This window comes from Sulfobacillus harzensis (assembly GCF_012933365.1).
GTDB classification, from domain to species: domain Bacteria; phylum Bacillota; class Sulfobacillia; order Sulfobacillales; family Sulfobacillaceae; genus Sulfobacillus_B; species Sulfobacillus_B harzensis.
Map to the genome: position 1 here is coordinate 1 of NZ_JABBVZ010000334.1, position 555 is coordinate 555.

Here is a 555-nt window from a genome sequence, read left to right on the forward strand (position 1 = left end):
CTGAAATCCCTCTGGAATCCGAGGTACTGGACCGCTATGACCCAAGCCGCGGTGATTGCCTTTCAACACCAGCAGCATCTGCCGGTGAATGGCATCCCCGGCCCCCAGGTTTGGATGGCGCTCCAACAGGCGGTGCGGCATCCGGTGGTCAATCCGACGCCGTACGCCTATATCTATGTCTCGGAAACGTTGCCGGAACGGCTGTGGTTGTGGGTGGCTGGGCATGTGGTGCTGACCACGCTTGCGAACACCGGAATTCCCGAGACGCCGACCACACTGGGGAGTTACGCCGTCGATGAACGGCGCACATTCCAGATTATGCGAGGAATCAATCCCAACGGCACGTCCTATGCGGATCCGGTCCATTGGATTAATTACTTCGATAAAAGCCAAGCGGTGCATGGGTTTCTGCGGGCGCAGTACGGATTTCCCCAAAGCTTGGGCTGTGTGGAGGTGCCCATTCCCGTGGCCCAAAAGATCTATCCGCATCTCTATATCGGAGCGCTGGTGACGGTGGCACCCCCGGGATCAGCGCCGTTGGTGCGCCCTAATTCT

Annotated in this window: 1 protein-coding gene; it reads left to right on the forward strand. The window is 58.7% G+C overall.

What is annotated here, in order from left to right:
- Nucleotides 1-36: 36 nt before the first annotated feature.
- Nucleotides 37-555, forward strand: a 519-nt coding sequence (locus tag HIJ39_RS23365; RefSeq protein WP_243239942.1) for a L,D-transpeptidase family protein, incomplete at its 3' end; no start/stop codon positions are given.